The following is a 21177-nucleotide window of genomic DNA, read 5'->3' as shown; positions in this document are numbered from 1 at the left end:
CTGTTGCGTTGCCGAGTGAATTGAATGTCTCAAAACCCTGCCCCCGCCGCCTTGCAATCCATTCCCGTCATTCGGGCCGAAGCGTTTTGCGCTATCGAAGGCGTGAACGTGGGCGACGCCATTAGCTTTGCCGAGGAATTGCAGGTCGAAGACATCTACAGCCTGACCAAAGGTGCGCCCACGGCCCGTTTGGGGCTGAGTGCCGTGGCCCAAGCCAGCCATTTCTACATCGGCCAAGACAGCGAATTGGGCATGCCAAACGCAGAAGTCCACGTGGACAGTTGCCTGACATTCATGGCCCCCGACGGCAGCACCCGCGAAATCCTTTTGTTTGTTGAGCTTTATGAACAAGGGGTCGAGGCGATCTATTTGCACCCTTTGGGCAGCTTGGATGTGCACACGCGCTACACCCTTGTGGGCATCGATACCGACACGCCCTCGGCCAAGCTGGCAGATGTTTCGGCCGTGGCTTTTGCGGCGGGCACGCATATCACATTGGCCTCAGGCGAGCAGCGCAAAATCGAAAACCTCAAACCCGGCGACAGGGTGTTGACCCGCGATGCTGGCGCACAGGAAATACGCTGGATCGGCAAGCAAACCGCCCGCGCTGTGGGCCCACTAAGCCCCATTCGGATCAAAGCTGGCACTTTGAACAACCTCGGCGATCTGATCCTTAGCCCCAATCACCGGCTCTTTGTCTACCAACGCACCGACCGTGTGGGCGCAGGCCGTCCCGAAATTCTGGTCAAGGCGCAAAATCTGGTCAACGGCACCACGGTGATCGAGGAACCCGGTGGATTTATCGACTATGTCCAGATCCTGTTTGACGAACATCACATCATCTATGCCGAAGGGATCGCTGCCGAAACCATGGTCATCGACGCCCTCAACAGCAGGCATTTACCCCAAGACGTCCAAAATGCGCTGGCCACGCGGCTCAACAGCCGCGACGCCTCGGATCATGGCTATGAAATCAGCGATGGTGAGGTCAAATTGGTCGACGCTGCCGAAGTTCTGCGCCGCGCCTCCCTTTCCTAGCGTTTGCGTCTAGGATTGCGCCGCCTTACGGCCTGCCCTATATGCCCCTCATGTCAAATCGACCCGAACTTCCGCCCGAAATTGCCCGTCGCCGCACATTTGCGATCATCAGCCACCCTGATGCTGGCAAAACGACCCTGACCGAGAAATTTTTGCTCTACGGTGGCGCCATTCAAATGGCTGGACAGGTGCGCGCCAAAGGCGAAGCGCGCCGGACACGTTCGGACTTTATGCAGATGGAAAAGGATCGCGGGATCTCGGTCTCGGCGTCGGCTATGTCGTTTGATTTCGACACCTACCGTTTCAATCTGGTCGACACCCCCGGCCACTCGGACTTTTCCGAAGACACTTACCGGACCCTCACAGCCGTTGATGCCGCCGTGATGGTGATCGACGGGGCAAAAGGCGTGGAAAGCCAGACGCAAAAGCTGTTTGAAGTCTGCCGTCTACGCGATTTGCCCATCTTGACCTTTTGCAACAAAATGGACCGCGAAAGCCGCGATACCTTCGAAATAATTGACGAAATCCAAGAAAACCTTGCGATCGACGTCTCGCCGGCGAGCTGGCCCATCGGCCGTGGCCGCGACTTTGTCGGCTGCTATGATTTGCTGCGTGATGAGCTGCAATTGATGGATCGCGCTGACCGGAACACCATCGCGGAATCGATCAAAATCAAGGGTCTCGACGATCCTAAACTGGCCGAATTGGTGCCTGCGGATCTATTGGAAACGTTCCTAGAAGAGATTGAAATGGCGCGCGAATTACTGCCGCCGTTGGATCCCAAAGCCCTGCTCGAGGGCACCATGACACCCATCTGGTTCGGCTCCGCGATCAACAGCTTTGGCGTGCAGGAATTGATGAACGGCATCGCCACATACGGTCCCGAGCCGCAGATCCAAAACGCCGAGCCACGCAAAATTGCCCCAGAAGAGAGCAAAGTCGCGGGCTTTGTCTTCAAAGTGCAGGCCAATATGGACCCCAAGCACCGCGACCGCGTGGCGTTTTTGCGCATGGCGTCCGGTCACTTCAAACGGGGCATGAAATTAACCCATGTGCGCACTAAAAAACCGATGGCCGTCAGCAACCCTGTGCTGTTTCTCGCTTCGGACCGCGAGTTGGCCGAAGAAGCTTGGGCCGGCGACATCATCGGCATCCCAAACCACGGTCAATTGCGCATTGGCGACACCCTGACCGAAGGCGAAGCAATCCGCGTCACGGGTATTCCATCCTTTGCGCCAGAGCTTTTGCAAACCTGCCGCGCAGGCGATCCGCTAAAATCCAAGCACTTGGAAAAGGCCCTGATGCAATTTGCCGAAGAAGGGGCCGCCAAAGTGTTCAAACCGACCTTTGGATCTGGCTATATCGTCGGCGTTGTAGGCGCCTTGCAATTCGAGGTTCTCGCCAGCCGGATCGAACTGGAATACGGCCTGCCTGTGCGCTTTGAAGCCTCGCAATTCACTTCGGCCCGCTGGGTTGCAGGCGATCAAGCGGCCAAAGACAAATTCATCGCCGCAAACAAACAACACATCGCCACAGATAACGACGGCGACACGGTTTACCTGACGCGCTTGCAGTGGGATATTGACCGGGTGGAGCGGGATTACCCAGACGTAAGCCTGACCGCCACCAAGGAAATGATGGTCTAATCAAGTCTAAGGCACGCACCCCATGGGCAAGACGCGAGATACCTATTCAGGCGGTTTCGAACGGCTTCTAAAGCGTGCATCGGGGCGTTCGCAGCACTACGCAGGCGCCGAGGCGTTCCTTGGCGCCGTGACCACTGACTTCCAGCACCTTTCACAGCAAACCGTTGAAATCACAGGGCAACCTGGCGAGAAACTGCTAACGATCCAAGACAAATTGCACGAGCTTGAGGCAGAATTTCAGGGTCAATCCTCACTGCTACTGCTGCATGCGCTTGTCATCGCGATCCTGCGCCGTGACGCGCCCCCGGCCAAAGCCCAACAAATGTTTCTCGAGCTTTGGCGCACGCATAGCGATTTTCTTCTGACCCACCACACCAATCGTTGGATCCTGTCGGCGCTCACGACCTTTGCTGATCACGGCGCAACTGAAAGCCAGCGCCGCCTCGGCAATGGCATCACAATTCTTTGGGGCACGATGAAATTCTACGAGGCCGAACGCAGTTTTACTGGGCAACCGCTAGACCAGCCCTCGGACGGCAAGCCTCAAAAACGTCAAAACCTTGGGGTAGATATGGGGCGCTATTCCCTGACCAAAGGCGATCTGGATCGCAATGTCCTGTTGCGCCTGTGGAAAGACGCCCAAGCGGATCCAATTGCAGGCCCAGCTGCCCTTAAATTGCTCAACGATCTGAACGCAGATGACCGAAATGTTTTCCGCCGAATGCAACTGTTGCGCAAACGTAAACAAAGACGCCGAAACACCCGTTAATGTTGAGAAAATACTCTGGATCACGGGGGCTTTGATTGACCCGTGCAGCGTGATCCGGTAAGGCCATATCACCGACGCCGCGGGCGCGCCAGACTTGCGCCCATTCGCAGCCCAGCTGCACTGTATATGGACGCAAATGACAAAATTTACCGACTTGAAATTGGACAGCAAAGTCCAAAAAGCAATCGTTGACGCGGGCTATGATACGCCCACCCCCATTCAGGCAGGGGCCATTCCGCCTGCCCTTGACGGAAAAGATGTTTTGGGGATCGCCCAAACCGGGACCGGCAAAACCGCCAGCTTCACCCTGCCGATGATTACCCTTCTGGGCCGTGGCCGTGCACGGGCACGCATGCCGCGCTCGCTGGTTTTGGCCCCGACGCGGGAACTGGCAGCCCAGGTCGCGGAAAACTTCGACGTTTATGCCAAATACACGAAACTGACCAAGGCCCTGCTGATCGGTGGCGTTTCATTCAAGGAACAAGACCAGCTCATCGACCGCGGTGTTGACGTTTTAATCGCGACACCGGGTCGCCTGTTGGACCACTTTGAGCGCGGCAAATTGATCTTGTCGGACGTAAAAGTAATGGTTGTGGATGAGGCCGACCGGATGCTGGATATGGGCTTTATTCCCGATATCGAACGTATCTTCCAAATGACGCCGTTCACCCGCCAAACCCTGTTTTTCAGCGCCACAATGGCCCCCGAAATCGAACGGATCACCAACACGTTCCTGTCGAACCCAGAAAAAATCGAAGTGGCCCGCGCCGCGACCACATCGGAAAACATCGCCCAAGGTGTGGTGATGTTCAAACCCTCGCGCAAAGATCGCGAAGGCAGCGAAAAGCGCAAAGTCCTGCGTGGCCTGATCGAGGCCGAGGGCGAGAACTGCAAAAACGGCATCATCTTTTGCAACCGAAAAACAGACGTGGATATCACCGCTAAGTCTTTGAAAAAATACGGCTATAACGCGGCACCAATCCACGGGGATCTGGACCAAAGCAAGCGGATGGAAACCCTCGAGGCCTTCCGCAATGGCAGCCTGCGCTTTTTGTGCGCCTCAGATGTGGCCGCGCGCGGTCTCGACATCCCTGACGTGAGCCACGTGTTCAACTTTGATGTGCCCAGCCACGCCGAAGACTACGTCCACCGGATCGGACGAACCGGTCGCGCCGGGAAAAAGGGCACTGCGATGATGATCTGCAGCCCACGTGACGAAAAAAACTTTGCTGATGTGGAACGGCTGGTAAAAATCGAAATCCCACGCCTCGACAATCCTATCAAAACCTCTGAAAAACCCGCGCCTCAACCAAAGGCCGAGCCGAAACCAAAGGCCGCCACAGCGCCTAAGGCAGACGCAAAATCTGAGCCAAAGCAAGAACCAAAGGCCGAAGCCAGTTTAGACCCCAAACGCGAGGCGAAACCGCGCACCGAGCCCGCTGCGAAATCCAGCCGCTCGCGCAGTTCAAGCAGTCGCGGGGCCAGCAATTCCAAAACACCCGTGGGCATGGGCGATCACCTGCCCGGCTTTATCGCCTTCAGCTTTGAAGAGCGCCGCAATAGATGAGTGGTACGTCCGACGCTAGGGTCCCGCAACAACGGGCCTTAGGGCTGGAAATCCTCCGTTTTGTGCTGGCTCTGGCTGTTTTGATGTATCATTACGGATATTATGGGCCGCGGTTTGACTACCTTGATGGCACCCCTGTCTGGTTCGAACCTTTGGTTTTTGGCCGCTTTGCCGTCCCTGTCTTTTTCATCATCAGCGGGTTTGTCATTGCTATGACGGCGCAAAATCGAACGCTTGGGGCCTTTGCCCTTGCGCGCTTTGCACGCCTGTTTCCCGCGCTGGCGCTGTGTAGTACTCTGACATTTCTTGGGTTTCTGAATTTCAGCGATGCCCCAATGGGATTGATCGCAATTTACTGGGCCAAATCGATTTCCTTTATTGGGGTCGCATGGGGCGGCAACCTGATCGATCCCAGCTATTGGTCCTTGGTCTATGAATGGCGGTTTTACATCGCAATCGGCCTTCTGATCGCCATGGGCCAACTCAAGTCCGCCCTGCCGTTCATGACCTTAGTCGCCTTGGCTGGGGCGCTGTTGGAAATCGCGGGGTTTGAGCTGTTCAAACTCGATATCCTGCTCTTCCCTTTCCTGCCGTTTTTCGCAATCGGTATGGTGTTTTATCAAGCGCGCGAAACCGGTTGGACCACTTGGTTGGGCCTCGTCTTTGGCCTTCATTGCCTACTGGCGATCTTTGGAGTTTTCACCGAAATCGCAGCCAGCAAAGATGTGCTGTTTTTGTCCACAGGATTGATTTTGACAGCAGTTGCGATCCCCTGCCTGGCCATTCTGATCTTCCAAGGGGCCATCCGTCTGAAGGTTCCAAACCGTCTTGGCCACCTTGCCACGGTTCTGGGTGCTGCCAGTTATCCGCTATATTTGCTGCACCAAAACCTTGGTTATTTTGCAATCAACATCGGCACCGAACGTGGATTGGATCAAGCCAGCGCCACGCTACTGGCAACGCTGGCCATGATCCTGTTGGCCGTAGCCATTGCACTATGGTTTGAACCACGCGCGACCGCGGCCATCAAAAGCAGCTTTCGGCGATCTAAGCCAAGCGGCTGATCACCACAGTCACTTCCACCTTCTTGCCGATCTCGGCTTGGGTGGTTTGACGCACAGTGCGTTTGATCTGTTCTTCAAGCTTATCATCATCGGCCAGCGTTTTGTCATTGGCCCGATTGATCATCTGCCCCAAATCATGCTCCAAAACATCGACCAACGGCGCGTCAGAACTGCCCATTTCGGCAATCCCTTTGATCTCGCACCATGGATCGCCCAGTGGATCGTCGTTTTCATCAAGGATCAGCGTCGCCACCACATGACCGTTCAGGGCCATACGGATCCTGTCGCGCACGATTCCATCAAAGGCACCAACCTGCACTGATCCATCCAGATAAGTGCGACCGGACTCGATGTACTCGGCGACAGTCGGCGCGTTGCCACTCAGGTCGATCATCATCCCGTTCACTGCGACAATGCTGTCGATGCCACCAGCTTTGCCAAGCTTGGCGTGCTCTCGCAAATGGCGATGTTCGCCGTGCATTGGGACCAGAATTTGCGGCTTGGTCAACTGATGCATCGTCAGCAAATCGGGCCGGTTCGCATGGCCCGAAACGTGGTATTTGCCCTCGTCATCATAAACCACATCAACGCCCATTTCAGAAAACGCATTCATGATCTGGATCACGCCACGCTCGTTACCTGGGATGGTTTTGGAGGAAAACAGGAACGTGTCGCCCTCAGCCATGCTGAGGCCAAGGTATTTGCCTCGCGCCAATTGGGCGCTGGCAGCACGGCGTTCCCCTTGGGACCCAGTGACCAACAGCATCAGGTTTTCGCGTGGAATTTCACGGGCATCCTCAACGCTGACCACAGATGGGAAATCACCCAAGATGCCCACGTCGGTGGCGGCTTCGACCATGCGGCGCATGGAACGGCCCAACAGGCAAACCGACCGTCCCGCCCGCTTGGCTGCACTGGCCAAGGTCTGCAACCGCGCAATATTGGAGGCAAAAGTCGTGGCCACGACCATGCCCGAGGCTTCGCGCATCATAGTCTCGATTTCGGGTCCAACAGTGGATTCCGAGCGCCCTTCGGCCTTGGAAAACACATTGGTGCTGTCGCAGACCAAGGCGCGCACACCGTCCTTGGCCAAGCTGGCCCAAAGATCTGCATCAAAGGCTTCGCCCACGATGGGATTGGTGTCGATTTTGAAATCACCAGTGTGCAACACGCGGCCCTCGGGCGTGTCGATGACCAAACCACTGCTTTCGGGGATCGAGTGCGAGATTGGAACAAACCCGACCGTGAATGGTCCCACTTCAACTGTTTCGGGATAAGGCGATAGGGTCGTCACTGCCCCCTCTGGCACCCCGTATTCATCCAACTTGCGGCGCGCGATATTGGCCGTAAATGCCCGCGCGTAAATAGGCGCGCCGAGCCGTTCGAACAAATGGCCCACGGCACCGACGTGATCCTCATGGGCGTGGGTGATAAAAATCGCCTCAATCTGCGCTTTGCGCGCCTCAAGCCACGCCACATCGGGCAGGATTAAATCAACCCCCGGCGTGCTGTCCATATCCGGAAAGGCGACGCCCAAATCCACGACGATCAGCCGCTCTTTGTCCGCAGGCCCATAGCCGTACACGTAACAATTCATTCCAATTTCACCCGCTCCCCCGAGGGGCAGGTACATTAATCTACTCGTGCTCATCTTTTGCTTTTAGCTTTCTTTGTTGAACGCATGGATGACCGTCAGGCCATGCATCGTCAAATCATCTTCGAAATGGTCAAATAGGGCGTGGCCTTGTTGAAACAACGGCGCCAGCCCCCCTGTTGAGATCACTTTCATCGGGCGATCTCGCTCCCGCTTAATTTGGTCACATATGCCATTGATCAGGCCGACATAACCCCAAAAGACACCTGATTGCATGCAAGCCACAGTATTTGTGCCCACCACGTGATCAGGTTTGGTGACATCCACATGGGGCAAGGCCGCCGCGGCCTCGTGCAAGGCTTGCAAACTGAGATTCACACCGGGTGCGATCACCCCGCCCACATAGGCCCCGTCCGCCGCCACCACATCAAACGTCGTGGCTGTGCCGAAATCAACGACGATCAAATCGCCCCCATACAAATCATAGCCCGCCACAGTATTTACAAGGCGGTCAGGCCCCACTTGCGTCCCCTCATCTACGCGCACATCCACAGGCAACTTACAGTCCGGCTTGCCCACAACCCACGGGCGGCAATTGAAATACCTGTCCGAGAACACACGCAAATTGAACACCACCCGCGGCACGGTCGAGCTGATGATGACCTCGTCAATATCCGCATCGATCTTTTGGAAATGCAGCAAGGACGACAGCCAGACATAGTATTGATCCGCGGTGCGCTGATGCTCTGTTGCGGTGCGCCACGTGCCAATAAAGGCACTGCCATCCCAGATCGAGAAAACCGTGTTTGTGTTGCCGCAATCAATCGCCAAAAGCATAGGGTGCGTTCCTTAGAAATAAACGTCTGCTGCGGGGATCGCATGAACCCCTTTGGAGGTCTTTAAGACCAGATTTCCCGCCGCGTCCACTGTTTCGAAGGTGCCAGTGATCTGGTCCCGGGCGGTTCTTGCCGTGATCACCTCACCCAATCGGGCTGCATTGCGCAGCCAAAGTTTGCGGATGATGTCAAAACCGAACGTGTTAAATTGATCTTCTGCGGTTGCAAAATGGTTTGCCAACCAAATCAAAAAATCCTCTGGTCCATGGGGTGTGCCATGCTCTGCAACGGCCACAGGGCGGAAGGCACCCTCTTCCACATCTTGGGGCATTGGGGCTTTAATCAGGTTGACGCCAACACCGATGGACAAACACTGGCCCTGTTGTGGCGTACCCGACGTCTCGAGCAAGATACCAGCCACCTTTCCGCCTGAAATCAGCACATCATTGGGCCATTTCAACGTGAGGCTGTCCGGCGACACGCACATCGCCAAAGTATAGCGCAGGGCGATGGCCATGGAAAAACTGCGCAAGGCCCAATCCGCTGGCGGGCCCGAGACTGGCATCACCAAAGTCGCAGCAAAGTTTCCCTTGGGATTGGCCCATGCCCGCCCGCGCCGCCCATGGGCTGCTGTCTGAGCGTTTGCAAGGATCCACAACGGGGCTGTGATGGTGGGGGCCCGTCGCCGTGCCTCCGCCATAGTGCTGTCGACCTCGTCCAGAACAACGCAATCAACCCCTTGGGGCCAGTGCGCCGACGCCGCTGGATCAGTTGACAAGTGTGGCCGCCGCCACTTGGGCCACGCCATCGACACCAAAAAGGTTGATCACACCCAAAACCATGATTGCAGCCGAGGCCATCAAAGCCCCCCACAAAACAGGGTTGTTGGAAGTGTCCAAACCGTCGTTCTCGGTCCCGAAATACATAAAGTAGACGATGCGCAGATAGTAAAATGCTCCGATCACCGAGGCAATCACACCGGCTACAGCCAACCAGCCAAGGCCAGCGTCATAGGCCGCACGCAAAACGTAGAACTTACCAAAGAAGCCCACCAAAGGCGGCACGCCAGCCAGCGAGAACATCAATACCAACATCGCCAGCGCCTTGAGCGGTTCACGTTTGGACAGCATGTTCAGCGAGGCGATATCCGTGACCGGTTGCCCGTCCTTTTCCATGCTCATGATAAAGGCAAAGGTGCCGATGTTCATGGTCACATAGATGGCCATATAGACCAGCATTGCCTCGACACCCAACGCGGTGCCCGCCGCCAAACCCATCAGGGCAAAGCCCATATGGGCGATCGACGAATAGGCCATCAGGCGTTTGATATTGTGCTGACCGATCGCGGCCACAGCCCCCAAGAACATTGAAACAACACTGAGGAACGCCACGATTTGTTGCCAGTCCGCTACGGCATCCCCGAACGCGTCGTGCACCACACGGGCAAACAGCCCCATGGCCGCCACTTTGGGCGCAGTTGCGAAGAAGGCAGTGATTGGAGTGGGCGCGCCTTCGTAGACATCTGGTGTCCACATATGAAACGGGGCCGCCGAGACTTTGAACGCAAGCCCTGCAATCAAAAAGACCAAGCCAAAGATCAGCCCCAAGGGCATGTGACCCTCATGGGCGGTTTCGATAATGCCTGCAAACTGCGTGGTGCCTGCAAAGCCGTAGATCAACGACGCACCATAAAGCAACAGACCCGAGGACAGTGCGCCCAAAACGAAGTACTTGAGACCAGCCTCGGTTGATTTCGCACTATCGCGCCGCAGTGTGGCCACCACATACAAGGCCAGCGATTGCAGCTCGAGGCCCATATAAAGCGCCATAAGGTCCCCGCTAGAGACCATCATCATCATACCAACAACCGACAAGGCCACCAGCAACGGGTACTCAAACCGCAACAGGTCACGTTGGGCCATATAGTTTTCGGACATCAGCAAAATCGCAGCCGACGACAACAGGATTACGACCTTCGCAAATCGGGCAAAGCCATCATCGACAAACATGCCGTTAAAGGCCGTGTTCGTCCCTGCTGGCAAAAATCCGATCCATGCGGCCAGTACGACAAACACGCCCGAGGTCACCCAAAGCGACAAGCGCGCCATGCTGTCTTTGCCCGTGTAGACCAAGGCAATTAAGGCCAGCATCGCATAAACAGCCAATGCCAGTTCCGGCAGGATGATGTTGATATCCGCTTGGATCATAGCCCCAATTCCTTAGTTTTCTGCAAGCTGCGTACTGGCTTCGAAAGCCGCCACAGCTGTGTCGTAGTTGCTGACCAATGCGGCCACCGATGGCCCGATGATATCCGTGACCAGCACCGGGTAGACCCCCAAAAGCAAGGTCATGACGACCAAAGGCGCAAAGATAATGCGCTCGCGGCGGTCCATATCCGTAATCGATTTCAGGCTTTCCTTGATCAGATCGCCCATGACCACACGGCGGTAGAGCCACAGCGCATAGCCCGCCGACAAGATCACACCGGTTGTGGCCACTGCCGCCACCCATGTGTTGACTTGGAACACGCCCATAAGGGTCAGGAATTCACCGACAAATCCAGACGTGCCCGGCAAGCCTACGTTGGCCATAGTGAACAACATAAAGATCAGCGCATAGGCCGGCATCCGGTTCACAAGGCCGCCATAGGCGTCAATCTCGCGGGTGTGCATCCGGTCATAGATCACGCCCACGCAAAGGAACAAGGCGCCTGAAATAAAGCCGTGGCTGATCATCTGGAAAATCGCGCCATCCACGCCCTGTTGGTTGGCGGAAAAAATGCCCATGGTCACAAACCCCATGTGCGCAACGGATGAGTAAGCGATCAGCTTTTTCATGTCCTCTTGGACCAAAGCCACCAGCGAAGTGTAGACAATCGCAATGGCCGACATCCACAAGACCAAAGGTGCCAGTAGATCCGACGCCACTGGGAACATCGGCAAGCTAAAGCGCAAAAAGCCGTAGCCCCCCATCTTCAACAGGATCGCCGCCAACACGACCGAGCCTGCAGTGGGCGCTTGCACGTGGGCGTCGGGCAGCCATGTGTGCACGGGCCACATCGGCATTTTCACCGCAAAGCTGGCAAAAAACGCAACCCACATCAGGGTCTGCGCGCCACCAATAATCTGGAAGCCCATCAGGCTGAATGTCTCGGATCCAAAGGTGTGGTTCAGCAAGGTTGGAATATCCGTGGTGCCTGCGTCTGCATACATAGCGACCATAGCGACCAACATCAGAACCGAGCCCAAGAACGTATACAGGAAGAACTTGAAGCTGGCATAGATCCGGTTCGCCCCCCCCCAAATGCCAATGATCAGGAACATCGGGATCAGGCCTGCCTCAAAGAACAAGTAGAACAGGACCAGATCCAGCGCCATAAACACACCCAACATCAGGGTCTCTAGCACCAAGAAGGCGATCATGTACTCTTTGACGCGGGTCTCAACCGTCCAGCAGGCCCCAATCGTGATCGGCATCAAGAAGGTCGTCAGCATCACAAACAGTACGCTGATCCCATCAACGCCCAACTTATATTGCAGGCCCATCAGCCATTCATGTTCTTCGACGAACTGGAAATCCGTGTTGCTTGGATCAAACCCGGTCAGAATAAAGATCGACATCAGGAATGTGGCCAAGGTCGTCCACAGGGCCACCCATTTGGCATTGCGATTGGCAGCCGCATCCTCGCCGCGTAACAACACAGCCAAAATCAACGCACCCAGAAGTGGCAAGAAGGTGACGATGGAAAGAAGGTTGTCCATCAGTTGGCCCCCGACATGAGCGTCATCCAAGTGATCAGGACAACAATCCCGATGACCATGGCAAACGCGTAGGTAAAGATATAGCCCGACTGGGCACGCCCCGCGAGACGGGTAAAGAACGGCACGATACCCATGGCAAGACCGTTGATGCCGCCGTCAATCACAGCCGTGTCGCCACGTTTCCACAGGATACGGCCAAGGGATTTGGCGGGGTTCACAAAGAGGAAATTGTAGATCTCGTCGAAATACCATTTGTTCAACAGGAACTGATAAAGCGGTTGTTGGCTTTCGGCCAGTTTACCGGGCAGATCAGGCCTGCGGATATACATCAGCCACGCCAAGGCAAACCCAAGCAGCATCGCAATAAACGGGCTCACTTTGACCCATTTGGCCACATAGTGCGCATCGTGCAGCACATGATTGTCTGGCCCCATATGGATCGCGCCCTGCCCTGGTTTGGCTGCGACTTTGTCCGCACCGTGGTCGTCGTCCTTAGTTTCGGTCGCGGCATGGGCAGTACCTACCAATTTAATCGCAGGCTCAGAAACGGATGCATGGGCCTCGGCCGTTGGGATGCCAAAGAATTTGTTGACGGCTGTCTCGTCGCCAAAGAACGGCTTGTAAAACACCATGCCCGAGAAAATCGCGCCAACCGCCAACACTGCCAAGGGGGCTGTCATGGTCCACGGGCTTTCGTGCGCATGTTCATGCGTGTGCTTGTCGCCGCGCGGCTTTCCGTAGAATGTCAGGAACATCAAACGCCAGCTGTAAAAACTGGTCATGGCCGCTGCGATCACCAACATCCAGAAGGCATATTGCGAGCCCACATAGGCGCTTTCGATCACGGCATCTTTCGACAGGAAGCCTGCAAATCCAATATGGGTCAGCGGAATACCAACACCGGTGATGGCCAAGGTGCCGATCATCATCGCCCAAAAGGTCAGCGGGATCTTTTTGCGCAAACCGCCGTAGTTGCGCATATCTTGCTCGTGGTGCATGGCGTGGATGACGCTGCCCGCGCCCAAGAACAACATGGCTTTAAAGAACGCGTGGGTCAGCAAGTGGAACATCGCCACGGAATAGACGCCAACGCCTGCGGCCACGAACATATACCCCAGCTGCGAGCAGGTCGAATAGGCGATCACGCGCTTGATATCGTTTTGCACAAGGCCCACAGTCGCTGCGAAAAACGCTGTTGTGGCGCCAAGGATGACAATGAAATTGGTCGCGGCTGGCGCATATTCCATCAGTGGTGACATGCGGCAAACCAAGAACACACCGGCCGTGACCATGGTGGCCGCGTGAATCAGCGCGGACACGGGCGTCGGGCCTTCCATCGCGTCGGGCAACCATGTGTGCAGGATCAACTGGGCCGATTTACCCATGGCCCCAATGAACAATAGGATGGCCAGTACATTGGCCGCGTTCCATTCGCCCCAAAGGAAGGTCATTTGCGTCTCAGCAATCTGTGGAACAGCGGCGAAAATGTCGTCAAACTTGATGCTATCCACGAGGAAATAAAGGCCGAAAATCCCCAAGGCAAAACCAAAATCACCCACGCGGTTGACGATAAACGCCTTCATCGCGGCGGCATTTGCCGATGGTTTGCGGTAGTAGAAGTTGATCAAAAGATACGAGGCCACGCCGACCCCCTCCCAACCAAAGAACATCTGCACAAGGTTGTCAGAGGTCACCAGCATCAACATCGCAAAGGTAAAGAACGACAGATAGGCAAAGAAACGTGGGCGGTAGACCTCGCCTTCGCGGAAGTTCTCGTCGTGGGCCATATAGCCAAAGGAATACAGATGCACGAGCGCTGACACAGTGTTGATCACAATCAACATTGTCGCTGTCAGGCGATCCATTCGGATGCCCCAATCGGTGCTTAGCGTGCCACTTTCGATCCAGCGCAGGATCTGGATGCTTTCCGTCTGACCGTCATGGGTCAGGAACACGATCCAAGACAAGATCGCGGCCAAAAACAACAGGCCCGTGGCCACAGATTGCGCTGCCACTTGGCCGATAAACTTCCAGCCAAAGCCACAAATCAGCGCGCCAACCAGAGGGGCAAAGAGGATGATGGTTTCCATGATCTTAGCCCTTCATCACATTGGCGTCTTCGACGGCGATGGTTCCGCGGGTCCGGAAGAAACAGACCAAAATCGCCAGCCCAATGGCCGCTTCAGCCGCTGCAACCGTCAGGACAAACAAGGTAAACACCTGCCCGACCAAATCCCCCAAGAAACTGGAAAATGCCACTAGATTGATGTTCACCGCCAGCAGCATCAATTCCACCGACATCAGCAGAATAATCACGTTCTTGCGGTTCAGAAACAGGCCAAAGATGCCGATCACAAACAGGGCCGCTGCCACTGTCAGGTAATGTTCTAGTCCGATCATAGTTCCCGTATCCTTCCCCAAGCTGGTTCAGCGAGGCAGTGGTAGTGACCCTTTGCAGGGTTAGTCATCTTTGCCCTTCAGGCGTCGTTTCAGCAGCATACCAAACACAATCATAGCAACCCCGATGATCAGCCAGATCACAGGCCTTGCCCCGGTTTGACATCCTTCAATTCCATTTGTTCTGCCGGATCACGCATGATCTGGCTGACGATATCCTGACGTTTGACATCCTCGCGGTGGCGCAGGGTCAAAACAATCGCACCAATCATCGCCACCAACAGGATCAATCCTGCGGCTTGGAAGAGGTAAATATACTCATCATAAAGCAACAAACCCAAAGCGGCCGTGTTATGGGCATCCCCCGGTGCGGCCGCAACGCGGGTCTCGAAGCCTTCCGAGAATTCCCAAGCGCCAAAGGCAATCGCCAATTGCATCAACAAAACCACGCCAATAAGCATGGCCAGCGGTACATATTTAGCCATTTCAGCCTTAAGTTCGGCAAAATCCACGTCCAGCATCATCACTACAAACAGGAACAAAACCGCCACGGCGCCCACGTACACGATGATCAACAGCATCGCTACAAATTCAGCGCCCAGCAATACAAACAGCCCGGCAGATGACAGGAACGCAAGGATCAACCACAAGACCGAATGCACGGGGTTGCGGCTGATCACTGTGAACAGTCCCCCGAAAACGGTGGTGATTGCGAACAGGTAGAATGCAAATGCAGCAACTGTCATGCGTCATCTTCCTTTGTTTCATCCATCACCGATTTGGCAATGGTCATGGCCGTGGTCATCGCATTTGGACCACCGAACACGACCATTTGGCTGATGGTTTCGATAATTTCTTGGCCCGTGGCCCCTGCTTCGATCGCGTGTTTTACCGCCATCTTGATCGCCAGTTCCTGATCGGCACCAGAGGCCACCAAACCAGCAAGGGTCAGCAGCAACCGGGTCTTGCTGTCCAAGCCACCCGGGTTCATGCCTTTGCCAAAGAACGTCTCAAGCATCTCTTTTGGCATCACAGGCATAAAGTCTTCGAGGCCCTTGGGCATCATCTCGGCCATTTTGGGATTGGCCGAGGCCATCATTTCCTGCGCTTGACGCATCATCTCTTCGAAGGGGTTCACGCTCATGCGGCAACTCCTTGTTCATCAAAGACTTCTATGGCCGCATTCAGCGCATTGATCATCGCTGGAAAGCCCCCGTAGAGCGTCATCTGAAAGATAATCTCCGAGATCTCTTGCGGCGTTGCCCCCACGCTTAACGCGCTGGCAATGTTGATCTTGAGCTGCGGACGGGTCTGGCCCCCCAAAGCTGTCAACGCAGCAATCGTTGCCAACAAACGTGTCTTTTCATCGACGCCGTCTCGGGCATAAAACTTGCCATAGGCCACATCCACAATCGTTTCCGACAGGCCCGGCACCAACGCGTCATAGCGGCCGCGCAATGCGTCCTCCATGCCGGGGTTCACGGCTTCCGACAGGGCTTTGCCCCGTGCATAGGTGTTGATATGATCCGTAGCCGGGCTCATCGGTAAGGCGCATCCATTTCCAAGTTACGCGCGATCTCGGCTTCCCAACGGTCGCCGTTTTCCAGCAGCTTGTTCTTGTCGTAGTACAGCTCTTCGCGGGTTTCCGTTGAAAACTCGAAATTCGGGCCTTCGACAATGGCATCCACAGGGCAAGCTTCCTGACAGAAGCCGCAATAGATACATTTGGTCATGTCGATGTCATAGCGTGTGGTGCGGCGGCTGCCATCATCTCGCGGTTCGGCGTCAATAGTGATGGCTTGTGCCGGACAGACAGCCTCGCACAACTTGCACGCAATGCAGCGCTCTTCGCCGTTGGGATAGCGCCGCAACGCGTGCTCGCCCCGGAACCGCGGCGACAAAGGCCCCTTTTCATGGGGGTAGTTCAGTGTGGCCTTGGGCGCAAAGAAGTATTTGAACCCCAACTTGAACCCTTTGAAAAAGTCCAACAGCAAAAAGTACTTGGCGCGACGTACATAGTTTGTAGCCATTTCTTACGCTCCTACCCAGCGGGCATAGATACCCCAGAACCACCCGAATTTCGCAGCAAACGCCACAAACACGACCCATGCCAGCGAGAACGGCAGGAACACTTTCCAACCCAAGCGCATCAATTGGTCATAGCGGTAGCGCGGCACGATGGCCTTCACCATGGCGATCATAAAGAAGAAGAACGCCATCTTGCCGACCATCCACAACGGGCCATCGGGCAAGAACGGGAACGGTGACAGCCAGCCGCCAAAGAACAGCAAACTCATCAAAGCGCACATCAAGAAGATCGCGATGTACTCACCAGCCATGAACAGCAAAAACGGGGTGGATGAATATTCAACCTGATAGCCCGCAACCAATTCGGATTCCGCTTCGGGTAGGTCGAATGGTGGGCGATTGGTCTCGGCCAAGGCGCTGATAAAGAACAAGAACACCATCGGGAAATGCGGCAGCCAATACCAGCCAAAGAACCCATAAGCGGTGTCTTGGGCTGCAACAATGGCGCCAAAGTTCAGCGACGAGGTCGAGATGATCACGCCGACGATGATCAAGCCGATGCTGACCTCGTAGGAAATCATCTGCGCAGCAGACCGCAGCGAGCCCAAGAACGGATATTTCGAGTTTGACGCCCATCCGCCCATGATCACGCCGTACACTTCCAGCGATCCAATGGCGAAAACGTACAAAATGGCCACGTTGATGTCGGCCAAAACCCATGTGTCGTTGAACGGGATCACCGCCCAGGCGATCAAGGCCAAAACAAAACTGATCAAGGGGGCCAGCAGGAACACCGCTTTGTCCGAACCAGCCGGAACCACAATTTCCTTCACCACATATTTCAGCGCATCAGCGACAGTTTGCAGGAGGCCAAAGACCCCAACCACGTTTGGACCGCGCCGCATTTGGACAGCCGCCCAAATTTTACGGTCACCGTAGACCAAAAAAAGAAGCGAGATCATCACAAAAGCGATCACTGCCAAGCATTGCGCGGCAATAATCAGGGCGATCCCGGCGTTCGTTGTCAAAAACTCAGCCATTCATCCTCACACAGTCGGTATCCCTTGCGCCGCACAGTCCGCGACCTTGACTTCGGCGTCAATTGTCTTGGTCCCGCGTGGCAATGTTGGCGATATGGTGTAAACCGCATCTGCGCGCGAAACACCACCCTCTTTGTATACGTTTGTGCGCACCAATCGCGCAAATCCATAGCCCCGGATCAAGGCATATTGGCTGGCAGCACATTCCGCGTAGGCCGCAGCGTCGCTTTCATCGCGCGCACCGGTCATAGCCACGTTAAACTGCACCAAATCCCCATCCAAAAGCGACGTACTGATTCCTTGGTAAACCGGCGAAAACGCACGGGCCTCCTCCACTGGTTCAGCGGGCGCACATCCGACCAAAGCCACTGTTCCTAGCATAAGGGTGATGCCCCGCATTGCCCTTACTCCGCTGCAATCTTTGTCTCACTGCGGGCTTTTGCCCCCGCACTCAACTCTGCCATCAACTGGCTCGCTCGAGCGATAGGGTTTGTTAGATAAAAATCCGTTACTGCATTGCGGAAATCCGCTTTCCCGGGCTTTTTCACAGGCAATGCCTGCCATGGGTTTTCTGGCACATCATCAATTTTGGCCAGATGCGGCGCTTGGGCCACCAAGGCCGTGCGCAGCGCAGCCAGATTGTCGAAGGGCAGTGTTGTTCCCAACTCGGCGGACAAGGCGCGCAAAATCGCCCAGTTTTCCTTGGCCTCACCAGGGGCAAAGCCCGCGCGCAGGGCCAATTGTGGCCGCCCTTCTGTATTGACGAACAGGCCTTGCTCTTCGGTGTAGGCAGCCCCAGGCAGGATCACGTCAGCACGGTGCGCCCCACGATCCCCATGGCTGCCCTGATAGATCACAAAGGCGTCGCTTTCGATCTCAACTTCGTCGGCCCCAAGGTTATAGATCACTTCGGCCCCATCAACGGCGGCTTTCAGACCGCCCTCGGTGACGGCGCCCACATCCATTGCGCCAACACGGGCAGCGGCAGTGTGCAGCACCAGCATCTTGCCGCCCGATTTTTCGCAAATCTGTTGCACCAAGGCCAAGACAGCTTCGCCATCAGCCTCTTGCAGCGCGCCTTGGCCCACAATCACGACCGCATTTTTGTCTTTCAAGTCAGACATGTCGAGGCCAGCCACATGTTCAAGCGCTGCCCGGTCCGTACCCATATGTTCATAGTCATAGGTTAGATCCACGGCCTCACCGACCAGCGTGACATCAGCACCCTGCGTCCATGCCTTGCGCAGGCGAGCGTTCAATACAGGGGCTTCAACTCTGGGATTTGTGCCGACCAGAAGGATTTTCTGTGCGTCATCAAGATCTTCGATCGTAGCGGTCCCCACATAGGCCGACCGGTTGCCCACAGGCAGTTTGGCATTGTCTGTGCGACACTCAACAGTGCCACCCAGCCCCTCAACCATTTGTTTTAGGGCAAATACCGCCTCAACAGGGGCCAAATCACCAACCAGACCAGCAACTTTCTTGCCCTTCATCGCAGCTGCAGCAGCCCCAAGGGCCTCGCCCCAGCCAGCTTTGCGCAGCTTACCGTTTTCGCGGACATAAGGCGTGTCCAAGCGTTGACGGCGCAGGCCGTCCCAAACAAAACGGGTTTTGTCCGAAATCCATTCCTCGTTCACACCATCATGGTTGCGCGGCAAGAAACGCATCACTTCGCGGCCTTTGGTATCGATCCGGATATTGCTGCCGAGGGCATCCATCACGTCGATGGATTCTGTTTTCGTCAGCTCCCACGGACGCGCAGTAAAGGCATAGGGTTTCGACACCAAAGCCCCAACAGGGCACAGATCAATGATGTTGCCTTGCAAATTGCTGTCGAGTGTTTCGCCCAAATAGCTGGTAATCTCGGCATCCTCACCGCGGCCGGTTTGGCCCATCTGTGTGATCCCGGCCACTTCAGAAGTAAAACGCACACAGCGCGTGCACGAAATACAGCGGGTCATGTGCGTCTCGACCAATGGACCAAGATCCAGATCATCTGTGGCACGCTTGGGTTCGCGGAAACGGCTGAAATCCACGCCGTAGGCCATGGCCTGATCCTGCAAATCGCATTCGCCGCCTTGGTCGCAAATCGGACAATCCAGCGGGTGGTTGATCAGCAAAAATTCCATCACCCCCTCACGGGCCTTTTTGACCATGGGCGAATTGGTTTTCACCACAGGCGGCTGGCCTTCGGGTCCGGGGCGCAAATCTTTGACCTGCATCGCACAAGAGGCGGCTGGCTTGGGCGGACCACCCACAACTTCGACCAAACACATCCGGCAGTTACCGGCAATCGAAAGACGTTCGTGATAGCAAAAACGCGGCACCTCGATCCCGGCCTCTTCACAGGCTTGGATCAGGGTCATAGCCCCGTCTACCTCAACTTCATTTCCATCAATGATAACTTTGCGCAGGTCGGTCATCTGTCGTCCTTATCCCACAAGCAGCGTCCCACTTGCGATCCACATTATGTGTTCCCTGACCGACCTGGCTGAGGCCGATCTATCTTGAGCGCAGTAATTGCCCTGTAAGGCTATCCGCTGCAATCTCTTTTTGCCCCAAAGCGCAGTAAGATGCACTATCTCCTTTGGTCACACCACCATTTTTCAAATAAGCATCGCGCAACGCTTCCATGCGCTTACGTTCGGTCTTATCCTTTAAGAACGCCTTAATGTCGTCCTCAGAATGTCCTTGATCCAAGGCATAGCGCTCAAGCGCCTTTGTTTTGCTGAACACAACCAACATCCGCGCCGAAATTGCATCGCAGTTTTTGCGGATTTCATCGCCCACAGCAGCTGCCAAAAGCGAGTTTTTAATATGAGTGTCTTGGTTCAAAGGCGTAGCAGCGGCCAATGGGCTGGCCGTAAGCGTCATCGCAACGACAATGGGTGCTATAAATTTCATTTGCTCAACTCCTTAACGGGGGGCTTTGGTGCAGGCCATTTTGGCAAGCCCCGATCCCCTTTAGCTAAGGATCTGCCCCTTTGTTATGCAATATCACCCCTGAACTCGCGCGATTTTAGGGGAAATCAACCTAGTTTTGCGCAACGATTTTCACCAGAAACTGACCTGGCCCTATTGCCGCTTCCACATCTTGCTGACCTGCAGCACAATAGGCCGTCCGGTCCGCCCCGGCCAAGCTATGCCGTGTCACAAACGCGTCTTGCAATTGGCCCAGTGCCACAGATGCGTCGGCCATTTGGCTGACCGGATCATTGCGATCAAACCCATCTGCTTCAAGCTGGTCCAACACATCATCCGTGCGCATCTGTGCGGCTGCGGGATCAATGCTCAGCTCTTGGCACTGCGTGGCCAACGCCTGCGCCAGATTAAGATCCGTCAGCGTCTGCAGGAAATAATCAGGCGCTGGACGATCCTGTGCAAAAGCCGTGCCAGAAGACACCAACATCACCAAGACCGCGCCCAATCCCCGCATC

General features: G+C 55.5%; 21 protein-coding genes and 1 pseudogene. 5 read left to right on the top strand and 17 right to left on the bottom strand.

Annotated features, from left to right (window positions below):
- Positions 1-24: 24 nt before the first annotated feature.
- From ACIRQ6_RS05300 to ACIRQ6_RS05280, 5 genes are all read left to right on the top strand, one after another.
- A complete protein-coding gene (locus tag ACIRQ6_RS05300; protein WP_420863096.1) occupies positions 25-1038 on the top strand; it encodes a Hint domain-containing protein in 1014 nt (337 codons plus the stop codon).
- Between the two features lie 50 nt (positions 1039-1088).
- Entirely contained in the window at positions 1089-2684 is a 1596-nt protein-coding gene (locus ACIRQ6_RS05295; RefSeq protein WP_420863095.1) for a peptide chain release factor 3, read from the top strand.
- 22 nt (positions 2685-2706) lie between these two features.
- Positions 2707-3453 (top strand): hypothetical protein, encoded by a 747-nt coding sequence (locus tag ACIRQ6_RS05290; protein WP_420863094.1) that lies wholly within the window; start codon positions 2707-2709, stop codon positions 3451-3453.
- 136 nt (positions 3454-3589) lie between these two features.
- Positions 3590-5020 carry a DEAD/DEAH box helicase gene (locus ACIRQ6_RS05285; RefSeq protein WP_420863093.1) on the top strand — a complete coding sequence of 477 codons (1431 nt, stop codon included), beginning with the start codon at positions 3590-3592 and terminating at the stop codon, positions 5018-5020.
- The gene (locus tag ACIRQ6_RS05280; RefSeq protein WP_420863092.1) at positions 5017-6084 is read left to right on the top strand and encodes an acyltransferase family protein; all 1068 of its coding nucleotides are present in this window, start codon (positions 5017-5019) and stop codon (positions 6082-6084) included. Before ACIRQ6_RS05285 ends, ACIRQ6_RS05280 begins: the two co-directional genes overlap by 4 nt.
- Here the strand turns inward: ACIRQ6_RS05280 and ACIRQ6_RS05275 are convergent.
- The 17 genes and pseudogenes from ACIRQ6_RS05275 to ACIRQ6_RS05195 form a co-directional block, all read right to left on the bottom strand.
- Positions 6068-7735 (bottom strand): ribonuclease J, encoded by a 1668-nt coding sequence (locus ACIRQ6_RS05275; protein WP_420863091.1) that lies wholly within the window; start codon positions 7733-7735, stop codon positions 6068-6070. The two genes, ACIRQ6_RS05280 and ACIRQ6_RS05275, sit on opposite strands and share 17 nt — an antisense overlap.
- 9 nt (positions 7736-7744) lie before the next feature.
- The gene (locus ACIRQ6_RS05270) at positions 7745-8515 is read right to left on the bottom strand and encodes a type III pantothenate kinase (RefSeq protein WP_420863090.1); all 771 of its coding nucleotides are present in this window, start codon (positions 8513-8515) and stop codon (positions 7745-7747) included.
- A gap of 12 nt (positions 8516-8527) precedes the next feature.
- Positions 8528-9322 (bottom strand): biotin--[acetyl-CoA-carboxylase] ligase, encoded by a 795-nt coding sequence (locus tag ACIRQ6_RS05265; RefSeq protein WP_420863089.1) that lies wholly within the window; start codon positions 9320-9322, stop codon positions 8528-8530.
- The gene (nuoN, locus tag ACIRQ6_RS05260) at positions 9282-10721 is read right to left on the bottom strand and encodes an NADH-quinone oxidoreductase subunit NuoN (protein ID WP_420863088.1); all 1440 of its coding nucleotides are present in this window, start codon (positions 10719-10721) and stop codon (positions 9282-9284) included. The genes ACIRQ6_RS05265 and nuoN overlap by 41 nt, the downstream gene beginning before the upstream one ends.
- Before the next feature lie 12 nt (positions 10722-10733).
- Positions 10734-12275: an NADH-quinone oxidoreductase subunit M gene (locus ACIRQ6_RS05255; RefSeq protein WP_420863087.1), complete on the bottom strand. Its 1542-nt coding sequence runs from the start codon at positions 12273-12275 to the stop codon at positions 10734-10736.
- On the bottom strand, positions 12275-14365 hold the full coding sequence (nuoL, locus tag ACIRQ6_RS05250; protein ID WP_420863086.1) for an NADH-quinone oxidoreductase subunit L: 2091 nt from the start codon (positions 14363-14365) through the stop codon (positions 12275-12277). Before nuoL ends, ACIRQ6_RS05255 begins: the two co-directional genes overlap by 1 nt.
- A 4-nt stretch (positions 14366-14369) precedes the next feature.
- On the bottom strand, positions 14370-14675 hold the full coding sequence (gene nuoK, locus ACIRQ6_RS05245; RefSeq protein ID WP_420863085.1) for an NADH-quinone oxidoreductase subunit NuoK: 306 nt from the start codon (positions 14673-14675) through the stop codon (positions 14370-14372).
- A gap of 137 nt (positions 14676-14812) precedes the next feature.
- The gene (locus ACIRQ6_RS05240) at positions 14813-15418 is read right to left on the bottom strand and encodes an NADH-quinone oxidoreductase subunit J (RefSeq protein ID WP_420863084.1); all 606 of its coding nucleotides are present in this window, start codon (positions 15416-15418) and stop codon (positions 14813-14815) included.
- Positions 15415-15816, bottom strand: a complete 402-nt coding sequence (locus tag ACIRQ6_RS05235) for a carboxymuconolactone decarboxylase family protein (protein WP_420863083.1) — start codon at positions 15814-15816, stop codon at positions 15415-15417. The genes ACIRQ6_RS05240 and ACIRQ6_RS05235 overlap by 4 nt, the downstream gene beginning before the upstream one ends.
- Positions 15813-16214, bottom strand: coding sequence for a carboxymuconolactone decarboxylase family protein (locus tag ACIRQ6_RS05230; RefSeq protein ID WP_420863082.1), 402 nt, complete (start codon positions 16212-16214; stop codon positions 15813-15815). Before ACIRQ6_RS05230 ends, ACIRQ6_RS05235 begins: the two co-directional genes overlap by 4 nt.
- Positions 16211-16702 carry an NADH-quinone oxidoreductase subunit NuoI gene (gene nuoI / locus ACIRQ6_RS05225; RefSeq protein ID WP_420863081.1) on the bottom strand — a complete coding sequence of 164 codons (492 nt, stop codon included), beginning with the start codon at positions 16700-16702 and terminating at the stop codon, positions 16211-16213. The genes ACIRQ6_RS05230 and nuoI overlap by 4 nt, the downstream gene beginning before the upstream one ends.
- A gap of 3 nt (positions 16703-16705) precedes the next feature.
- Positions 16706-17740, bottom strand: coding sequence for an NADH-quinone oxidoreductase subunit NuoH (nuoH, locus tag ACIRQ6_RS05220; RefSeq protein WP_420863080.1), 1035 nt, complete (start codon positions 17738-17740; stop codon positions 16706-16708).
- 6 nt (positions 17741-17746) lie between these two features.
- Positions 17747-18139 carry a hypothetical protein gene (locus ACIRQ6_RS05215; RefSeq protein ID WP_420863079.1) on the bottom strand — a complete coding sequence of 131 codons (393 nt, stop codon included), beginning with the start codon at positions 18137-18139 and terminating at the stop codon, positions 17747-17749.
- Between the two features lie 5 nt (positions 18140-18144).
- Positions 18145-20163 carry an NADH-quinone oxidoreductase subunit NuoG gene (gene nuoG, locus ACIRQ6_RS05210; RefSeq protein WP_420863078.1) on the bottom strand — a complete coding sequence of 673 codons (2019 nt, stop codon included), beginning with the start codon at positions 20161-20163 and terminating at the stop codon, positions 18145-18147.
- A gap of 79 nt (positions 20164-20242) precedes the next feature.
- Positions 20243-20644, bottom strand: a complete 402-nt coding sequence (locus ACIRQ6_RS05205; RefSeq protein ID WP_420863077.1) for a DUF5333 domain-containing protein — start codon at positions 20642-20644, stop codon at positions 20243-20245.
- Positions 20641-20715, bottom strand: a pseudogene (locus ACIRQ6_RS05200) (hypothetical protein); the annotation flags it as partial. The pseudogene ACIRQ6_RS05200 and the gene ACIRQ6_RS05205, both read right to left, overlap by 4 nt.
- 59 nt (positions 20716-20774) lie before the next feature.
- Positions 20775-21176: a DUF5333 family protein gene (locus ACIRQ6_RS05195; protein WP_420863076.1), complete on the bottom strand. Its 402-nt coding sequence runs from the start codon at positions 21174-21176 to the stop codon at positions 20775-20777.
- Position 21177: the final 1 nt, after the last annotated feature.

The sequence above is a fragment of the Algirhabdus cladophorae genome, from assembly GCF_044772865.1.
Taxonomy (GTDB): domain Bacteria; phylum Pseudomonadota; class Alphaproteobacteria; order Rhodobacterales; family Rhodobacteraceae; genus Algirhabdus; species Algirhabdus cladophorae.
Note: the sequence above shows the minus strand (reverse complement) of the source record. Positions and strands in the feature narration are given on the sequence as shown.

What these genes read in the sequence shown, in the direction of transcription:
- ACIRQ6_RS05265 (WP_420863089.1), bottom strand. Translation starts at nt 9,322, where the DNA reads ATGGCGTGGCCCAAGTGGCGGCGGCCACACTTGTCAACTGATCCAGCG.
- ACIRQ6_RS05240 (WP_420863084.1), bottom strand. Translation starts at nt 15,418, where the DNA reads ATGACAGTTGCTGCATTTGCATTCTACCTGTTCGCAATCACCACCGTT.
- nuoG (WP_420863078.1), bottom strand. Translation starts at nt 20,163, where the DNA reads ATGACCGACCTGCGCAAAGTTATCATTGATGGAAATGAAGTTGAGGTA.
- ACIRQ6_RS05275 (WP_420863091.1), bottom strand. Translation starts at nt 7,735, where the DNA reads ATGAGCACGAGTAGATTAATGTACCTGCCCCTCGGGGGAGCGGGTGAA.
- ACIRQ6_RS05300 (WP_420863096.1), top strand. Translation starts at nt 25, where the DNA reads ATGTCTCAAAACCCTGCCCCCGCCGCCTTGCAATCCATTCCCGTCATT.
- ACIRQ6_RS05230 (WP_420863082.1), bottom strand. Translation starts at nt 16,214, where the DNA reads ATGAGCCCGGCTACGGATCATATCAACACCTATGCACGGGGCAAAGCC.
- nuoK (WP_420863085.1), bottom strand. Translation starts at nt 14,675, where the DNA reads ATGATCGGACTAGAACATTACCTGACAGTGGCAGCGGCCCTGTTTGTG.
- ACIRQ6_RS05215 (WP_420863079.1), bottom strand. Translation starts at nt 18,139, where the DNA reads ATGCGGGGCATCACCCTTATGCTAGGAACAGTGGCTTTGGTCGGATGT.
- ACIRQ6_RS05255 (WP_420863087.1), bottom strand. Translation starts at nt 12,275, where the DNA reads ATGGACAACCTTCTTTCCATCGTCACCTTCTTGCCACTTCTGGGTGCG.
- nuoL (WP_420863086.1), bottom strand. Translation starts at nt 14,365, where the DNA reads ATGGAAACCATCATCCTCTTTGCCCCTCTGGTTGGCGCGCTGATTTGT.
- ACIRQ6_RS05270 (WP_420863090.1), bottom strand. Translation starts at nt 8,515, where the DNA reads ATGCTTTTGGCGATTGATTGCGGCAACACAAACACGGTTTTCTCGATC.
- ACIRQ6_RS05205 (WP_420863077.1), bottom strand. Translation starts at nt 20,644, where the DNA reads ATGAAATTTATAGCACCCATTGTCGTTGCGATGACGCTTACGGCCAGC.
- nuoI (WP_420863081.1), bottom strand. Translation starts at nt 16,702, where the DNA reads ATGGCTACAAACTATGTACGTCGCGCCAAGTACTTTTTGCTGTTGGAC.
- ACIRQ6_RS05290 (WP_420863094.1), top strand. Translation starts at nt 2,707, where the DNA reads ATGGGCAAGACGCGAGATACCTATTCAGGCGGTTTCGAACGGCTTCTA.
- ACIRQ6_RS05195 (WP_420863076.1), bottom strand. Translation starts at nt 21,176, where the DNA reads ATGCGGGGATTGGGCGCGGTCTTGGTGATGTTGGTGTCTTCTGGCACG.
- ACIRQ6_RS05285 (WP_420863093.1), top strand. Translation starts at nt 3,590, where the DNA reads ATGACAAAATTTACCGACTTGAAATTGGACAGCAAAGTCCAAAAAGCA.
- ACIRQ6_RS05295 (WP_420863095.1), top strand. Translation starts at nt 1,089, where the DNA reads ATGTCAAATCGACCCGAACTTCCGCCCGAAATTGCCCGTCGCCGCACA.
- ACIRQ6_RS05235 (WP_420863083.1), bottom strand. Translation starts at nt 15,816, where the DNA reads ATGAGCGTGAACCCCTTCGAAGAGATGATGCGTCAAGCGCAGGAAATG.
- nuoN (WP_420863088.1), bottom strand. Translation starts at nt 10,721, where the DNA reads ATGATCCAAGCGGATATCAACATCATCCTGCCGGAACTGGCATTGGCT.
- ACIRQ6_RS05280 (WP_420863092.1), top strand. Translation starts at nt 5,017, where the DNA reads ATGAGTGGTACGTCCGACGCTAGGGTCCCGCAACAACGGGCCTTAGGG.
- nuoH (WP_420863080.1), bottom strand. Translation starts at nt 17,740, where the DNA reads ATGGCTGAGTTTTTGACAACGAACGCCGGGATCGCCCTGATTATTGCC.